General features: G+C 66.5%; 7 protein-coding genes. 6 read left to right on the forward strand and 1 reads right to left on the reverse strand.

What is annotated here, in order from left to right:
• Window positions 1–121 precede the first annotated feature (121 nt).
• Entirely contained in the window at window positions 122–1,141 is a 1,020-nt protein-coding gene (locus AC1DT6_RS37175) for a Bug family tripartite tricarboxylate transporter substrate binding protein (RefSeq protein ID WP_477115418.1), read from the forward strand.
• 31 nt (window positions 1,142–1,172) lie between these two features.
• A complete protein-coding gene (locus AC1DT6_RS37180) occupies window positions 1,173–2,156 on the forward strand; it encodes a fumarylacetoacetate hydrolase family protein (RefSeq protein WP_441637192.1) in 984 nt (327 codons plus the stop codon).
• On the opposite strand, the gene AC1DT6_RS37185 is transcribed toward AC1DT6_RS37180, so the two are convergent.
• Window positions 2,153–2,608: a CoA transferase gene (locus tag AC1DT6_RS37185; RefSeq protein WP_477115422.1), complete on the reverse strand. Its 456-nt coding sequence runs from the start codon at window positions 2,606–2,608 to the stop codon at window positions 2,153–2,155. The genes AC1DT6_RS37180 and AC1DT6_RS37185 overlap by 4 nt on opposite strands.
• 115 nt (window positions 2,609–2,723) lie before the next feature.
• Here AC1DT6_RS37185 and AC1DT6_RS37190 point away from each other — a divergent pair, with 115 nt between their 5' ends.
• From AC1DT6_RS37190 to AC1DT6_RS37205, 4 genes are all read left to right on the forward strand, one after another.
• Window positions 2,724–3,593: an enoyl-CoA hydratase/isomerase family protein gene (locus AC1DT6_RS37190; RefSeq protein WP_477115419.1), complete on the forward strand. Its 870-nt coding sequence runs from the start codon at window positions 2,724–2,726 to the stop codon at window positions 3,591–3,593.
• Between the two features lie 69 nt (window positions 3,594–3,662).
• Window positions 3,663–4,532: a PhaM family polyhydroxyalkanoate granule multifunctional regulatory protein gene (locus AC1DT6_RS37195; protein ID WP_477115420.1), complete on the forward strand. Its 870-nt coding sequence runs from the start codon at window positions 3,663–3,665 to the stop codon at window positions 4,530–4,532.
• Between the two features lie 69 nt (window positions 4,533–4,601).
• Entirely contained in the window at window positions 4,602–5,822 is a 1,221-nt protein-coding gene (locus AC1DT6_RS37200; protein ID WP_441637200.1) for a patatin-like phospholipase family protein, read from the forward strand.
• Between the two features lie 198 nt (window positions 5,823–6,020).
• The gene (locus AC1DT6_RS37205) at window positions 6,021–6,884 is read left to right on the forward strand and encodes a ferritin family protein (protein WP_441637196.1); all 864 of its coding nucleotides are present in this window, start codon (window positions 6,021–6,023) and stop codon (window positions 6,882–6,884) included.
• The last annotated feature ends 192 nt before the right edge of the window (window positions 6,885–7,076 follow it).

Genomic DNA, 7,076 nt, shown 5'->3' on the forward strand with positions numbered 1-7,076 from the left:
CTTTGAACACCGCTATACAGGCCGGGCGCTGATGCCATGACACCGCACCGGCCAACCCCGGCGCGGCAGCCGCCATGCAACGCACATGGCGCGACGCGGCCGACTTCTACAGGAGACAACGATGACCCGCCTTTTCCCCTTTTCCCTGCTGCCCGCACGGCAAGCCTGGCGCGCCTGCGCGGTACCGCTGCTTGCCACGCTGGCGCTGGGAGCCGCCCTGCTGCCCGCCCGCGCCGCGGACAACTGGCCCACCCAGCCGATCCGCTGGGTGGTGCCCTACCCGGCCGGCGGCGGCACCGACGTGGTGGCGCGCACGCTGGGCCAGGCCATCACGCCGGCACTCGGCCAGCAGGTGGTGATCGACAACCGGCCGGGCGCGGCCACCATCGTCGGCGCCGACGCCGTGGCACACAGCAAGCCTGACGGTTACACGCTGCTGACGGCCGATACCGCCACGCTGGCGGCCAATCCTTCGCTGTACAAGAAGCTGCCCTACAACGCCGACAAGGATTTCGTGCATGTGAGCATGGTGGCGCGCTTCCCGCTGATCCTGGTCGCCACGCCGAACTTCCCCGCACGCACATTGAAGGAAGCGATCGAGTATGTGCAGAAGAATCCCGGCAAGGTCAATTTCGCCTCGCCCGGCGCCGGCAGCCCGCACCACCTGGCCATGGAACTGTTCATGGACCAGACCAGGACGAGGATGACACACGTGCCGTACAAGGGCGCTGCCCCGGCGGTGCAGGACCTGCTCGCCGGCCAGGTGGAACTGATGTTTCTCGACCTGGCGTCCGGCCAGCAGAACGTCGCCGCTGGCAAGGTGCGCGCCCTCGGCGTGGCCACGCCCAAGCGCCTGACGGCGCTGCCCACGGTGCCGACGGTGGCCGAGGCCGGCGTGCCCGGCTTCGAGGCCTATGCCTGGCAAGGCGTGGTGGTGCCGGCCGGCACGCCCAAGCCGGTAGTGACGCGCCTGAACGCCGAACTGGTAAAGGCGCTCAAGAGCGCCGACGTGCAGAAGCGCTTCGAAGGCATCGGCGTGGAGCCGGTATCCAGCACACCCGAGGAATTCGCCCAGTACGCCCATGCCGAAGCCGAGCGCTGGGGCAAACTGATCAAGGCCAAGGGCATCACGGTAGACTAGCGGGCCGCTTTTTTCCTAACGCATTGCATACATGAAACTCGCCACCCTCAAGGACGGCTCGCGCGACGGCCAGCTCGTGGTCGTCTCGCGCGACCTGAAGACCGCCCACTACGTCAACGATGTCGCCGGCAAGCTGCAGAACGCGCTGGACGACTGGAACTTCTACGCGCCGCAGTTGCAGGACGTCTACGACGCCCTGAACGCGGGACGCGCGCGCCATCCGTTCGCCTTCGACCCCAAGGCCTGCATGGCGCCGCTGCCGCGCGCCTACCAGTGGGCCGACGGCTCGGCCTATGTGAACCACGTGGAGCTGGTGCGCCGCGCGCGCGGCGCCGAGATGCCGCCCGAGTTCTGGACCGACCCGCTGATGTACCAGGGCGGCTCTGACGACATGATCGGCCCGCACGACGATATCGTGTGCGCCAGCGAAGCCTTCGGCATCGACTTCGAAGCCGAGATCGCCGTCATCACCGGCGACGTGAAGATGGGTGCCAAGCCCGAGCAGGCCGCCGACGCCATCCGCCTCATCATGCTGGCCAACGATGTGTCGCTGCGCAACCTGATCCCGGCCGAGCTGGGCAAGGGCTTTGGCTTCTTCCAGAGCAAGCCGGCCACGGCGTTCTCGCCGGTGGCGGTCACGCCCGACGAGCTGGGCGAAGCCTGGCGCGAACGCCGCGTGCACCTGCCGATGACCGTGCACTGGAACAGCAAGAAAGTGGGCGCGCCCGACTGCGGCACCGACATGGTGTTCGATTTCGGCCAGCTCATCGCCCATATCTGCAAGACGCGCAATGTGCGGGCGGGCAGCATCGTGGGCTCCGGCACCATCTCCAACGTCGACCGCAGCAAGGGCTACTGCTGCATCGCCGAGAAGCGCATGCTGGAGATCATCGATGGCGGCCAGCCGGTCACCGGCTTCATGAAGTACGGCGACGCGGTCAAGATCGAGATGTTCGACGCGCAGGGCCGTTCGGTATTCGGCGCCATCGACCAGCTGGTGTCGGCCCCGCGCTAAGCCACCGCCGGTTCCATGACGATGCCCTGCGCGAGCATGGCAGCGATCTCCCGCTCCCCATAGCCACCTTCGGCAAGGAGCGCTCGCGTATCCTCCCCCAGCCGGGGCGACGGCCGCAGGTATTGCGCCGGCGTCTCGGACAGCTTCACGGGCAGCCCGATGGTCTTGATCGGGCCCGCCTCGGGATGCTGCTGCTCAACCACCATGCCGCGCGCGAGCGTTTGCGGGTGACTCAGGGCTTCGCCCACGGAGTGGACGGACCCGGCCGGAACCCCCGCCTCGTCGAACGCGGCCAGCCAATGCGCTGAGGACTGCGTAAGCGCTACTGCGCCAGCACGTGCTGGAAAAGCGGGACTTTGCGGTGAATGAAGCGCGCGCGAGAGAAACTTCCGTCGATTAGCAGAGACAGGATGGGGAGTGCTTATAATTGACCGACCGACCGGTTGACTAATTGCCGTCGACTATGCGCCGCCGCAGCGCAGGCTCCGGTGACGCCCCCCGGGCTGCGATGCGCGGCCCGGTCCCACCATGATCCACTATGGAATGGCCACCGCCATCGCTCCCCCCATGACCGCAATCCCTCCGCAAGATGCTCCGCAATCCTCACCGCTGCCCCAGCCCGACGCCGCGCCGTTGTCGCCGCGCTACGACCGCTACCGCGCGCTGACCCTGCGCAGGCATGGCCCCATCCTCGAAATCGTGATGGGCGCGGACCAGTCCGCCAACCGCAAGCTGGCCACCGCCGACGCCAACATGCACCGCGAACTGGCGGAAATCTGGCGCGACGTCTCGGCCGACCCCGAGGTGCGCGTGGCGCTGATCCGCGGCGAGGGCAAAGGCTTCTCCGCCGGCGGCGACCTGTCCCTGGTGGAAGAGATGGCCAACGATTTCGCCACCCGCACGCGGGTGTGGCACGAAGCACGGGACCTGGTCTACAACGTCATCAACTGCGACAAGCCGATCGTCTCGGCCATGCACGGCCCGGCAGTCGGCGCCGGGCTGGTGGCCGGGCTGCTGGCCGATATCTCGATCGCGGCCAGGACCGCGCGCATCGTCGACGGCCACACGCGGCTGGGCGTGGCTGCAGGCGACCATGCCGCGATCGTGTGGCCCCTGCTGTGCGGGATGGCCAAGGCAAAGTACTATCTGATGCTGTGCGAGTCGGTGAGCGGCGAAGAGGCCGAGCGCATCGGGCTGGTGTCGCTGACCGTGGACGAGGATGAACTGGTCGAGCGCGCCTTCGACGTGGCGCGCCGGCTGGCCGCCGGGTCGCAAACGGCGATCCGCTGGACCAAGTACGCGCTCAACAACTGGCTGCGCATGGCGGGCCCGGCGTTCGACAGTTCGCTGGCGCTTGAATTCATGGGCTTTGCCGGCCCCGATGTACAGGAAGGCGTGGCGAGCCTGCGGCAGAAGCGGCCGCCGAAGTTCGATTGATGCAGTTCGACTAATGTAGTTCGACCCCGCAGCCGGCACCGCCGGCTGCCGACCCCCGGAGACGAAACGATGTTCGGCCAGATCCCAGATTTCACCAACGGCTTCGAGTTCCTCCGCAAGATGTGGGGCAGCGCCGCCGGCATGCCCGGCGGGCTGATGCCGGGCCTGCAGGCCATGACCCCGCCGATGAACCTGGAGGAAGTCGACAAGCGCATCCACGACCTCAAGGCCGTGGAAGGCTGGCTGCAGCTCAACACCAATTTGCTGCGCACCACCATCCAGGGCCTGGAGGTCCAGCGCGCCACCCTGGTGGCGCTGCAGACCATCGGCACCGCGCTTTCGCCCGAGGCCATGCAAAGCGCCATGGAAAACGTCGCGCGCGCCGCCAGCTCGCCGAGCGCCGCGCCGTTCCAGCACAAGGCGGAACCCGCCGCGGCAAAGCGCGTCTGGCCCGAGCCCACGGTCGAGGAAAACGAGGACGAGGAAGACAACGGCCCCGACGTCCCCGAAGCGTCCGCAGCCGGCCAGGCGGAACAGCCGGCCGCCGCGTCCGGCCAGGCCAGCGCGCCCCCGCCCGATGCCAGTCTGTGGTGGGATGTTCTGCAGCAACAGTTCAACCAGATCGCCAGCAGCGCCGCAACCGCCAGCCTGACGCCGTTCGGCAATCTCGGCGGCTTTGGCATGCCAGGGGCGGATGCGCAGCCCGGATCTGCCGCCAAGCCCGCGAGCAAGCCGCCGGCCGGTGCGGGCAAGACGGCAAAACCTGCCAAGGCGGCCAGCAAACCCGGCACCAAATCCGCCGCCAAGCCAGCCGTCAAGGCCGCAGCCAAGCGTCCGGCCGGCAAGAAGCCCGCGGCGACCAAGTCCGCGCCGGTGAATGGCACGGCCGGCGCCCCCGCATCCGGGGACAAGCCGGATGTGCCCGGCGAGCCGCACTGAACCCGTGCCGGAGCTGGCCGTGATCCACCCATCGAGCCGACACCCTTGGTGAAGACCACCGCGCTGATCATGATGGGCGGCGGCGCCCGCGCCGCCTACCAGGCCGGCGTGCTGCAAGGCCTCGCCCGCATCGCCGCCCGTCACGGCCTGGATCGCGGCCGCATCCCCTTCGATATCATCTGCGGCACGTCGGCCGGCGCCATCAACGGCGCAGGCATGGCGATCAACGCCGCCAATTTCCGCGCGGCGGCCCACAGCCTGGCCGCGCTATGGAGCGGCATCCATGCCGAGGATGTCTACCGGACCGGCGTGGTCGGCGTGGGCGCATCGGGTGCCCGCTGGCTCTCCGCGCTGGCTTTCGGCTGGGTCACCCGGCGCGCGCCGCGGGCGCTGTTCGACAACGCGCCGCTCGGCGGCCTGCTCTCCGAGCTGTTCGACCCCGAGCGGGTACAGGCGAGCCTGGACGCCGGCGACCTCCAGGCCTTGGCCGTGACGGCGCTGTCCTACAGCACCGGCCGCCACGTCACCTTCTACCAGTCGCACCGCCGCATCCATCCGTGGCGCCGCAGCCAGCGGCTGGCCGTGGAAGCGAAGATCGGTGTGGACCACCTGTTGGCGTCCTCGTCCATTCCCTTCCTGTTCCCCGCGCTGCCGCTGGAACTGGACGGGCATCATGAGTGGTTCGGCGATGGCACCATGCGCCAGATGTCGCCCCTGTCGCCGGCAATCCACCTGGGCGCCTCGCGGATCCTGGCCATCGGCGCCGCTTCGCGCCAGCGCCCGGGCTGGTTCGACACCGTACCCGCCGGCGGCTACCCGTCGCTGGCGCAGGTGGGCGGCCAAGCCCTGGCGAGCATCTTCCTCGACGGTCTGTCCGCGGACCTGGAACGGCTGCAGCACATCAACAACCTGCTCTCGCGCATGCCGGAAATCGCCAACGACAGGGAGGGCTGGCGCCCGGTGCAAGTGATGACGATTTCGCCCAGCGAACCCATCGAAGCCATCGCTGCCACACATGTAAAACAGCTGCCGCGCACCGTGCGCGCCTTGCTGACCCCGCTGGGCGGCACCGAAGCGCGCGGCGCGGCCTTTGCCAGCTACCTGCTGTTCGAGCCTGAGTTCACCCAGGCACTGATCACCCTGGGCGAACAGGATGCTCTGGCTCAACAACACGAACTGGCCGCCTTCCTGTATGACATCATCCCGCCCGATCATGGCAACGAGATAGGCGCAACGTCCGCGCGCCCGGCTACACTGGGTCATGAACCACCTGCCCGCGCGATGGCCTGACCTATCGGCGCGGCCCAGCCGAAAGTGACGTATAATGCCCCTTGTCGCGCAAGGAAAATCGGTGGAACAAGCGATATTCGCCCATAAATTAAGTACCGCGCAGATCCAGCCGCATCCGCTCCCATCGTTTCCGCATGAAAAGAGCATTGGGAATAATTCGCATCTGGTAGAATCTGCCCGTAATTTCAAAGGCTTACCATGCTCTACCCCGAACTGTTCAAATCGCTGGAAGCGGTACGTTGGCACATGGACAAGGACATCCCCTGGGATTCCTTCGACCCGAGCCTGCTCACGGACGACCAGGCCAAGACGATCCGCATGAATGCCATCACGGAATGGTCGGCCCTGCCCGCCACCGAGATGTTCCTGCGCGACAACCGCCACGATTCCGACTTTTCGGCATTCATGAGCATCTGGTTCTTTGAAGAGCAGAAGCATTCGCTGGTGTTGATGGAATACCTGCGCCGCTTCCGCCCGGACCTGGTGCCGACCGAGGAAGAACTGCACGCCGTGCGCTTCGAGTTCGACCCGGCCCCGCCGCTGGAAACCCTGATGCTGCATTTCTGCGGCGAGATCCGCCTGAACCACTGGTACCGCCGTGCCGCCGAATGGCACACCGAGCCGGTGATCAAGCAGATCTACCGCACCCTGTCGCAGGACGAAGCCCGCCACGGTGGCGCCTACCTGCGCTACATGAAGAAATACCTCAACCAGTTCGGCGACAGCGCCCGCTCGGCCTTCGCCAAGATCGGCGTGCTGATGGCCTCCGCCCGCCGCACCGAAAAGCCGCTGCACCCGACCAACCTGCACGTCAACAAGGCGCTGTTCCCCAACGACACCGTGCAATCGCGCCTGCCGGATCCGGACTGGCTCGAGCACTGGCTCGACGAGCAGATCCGCTTTGACGAAAGCTGGGAGAAGAAGGTCATCGAGCGGATTCTGCACAATATGTCGCTGTTGTTCGAGCGCACGTTTGAGACGGTGCAGGATTTGAACCGGTATCGGAAGGAGTTGAATGCGAAGTTGCAGGCGGCTGGGGGGGCGCAGCCGGCGCAGGCTTGATTCAGGTTTGGTTATTTGAGTTGCCTTCGGCGGAACGGACCCCATCGGTTGATGGGGTTTTGTTTTTTTTTGGGGGTTGAGAGGTTGGTGTGTTGGTGCTGGGTGTTGGGCGATTGGTTTAACTGCTTAACTTCAACTTCAACTTCAACTTCAACTTCAACTTCAAAAGCCTAAAGTCAAAGGCAGTTTCAC

It is taken from the genome of Cupriavidus sp. 01L45 (assembly GCF_056399885.1).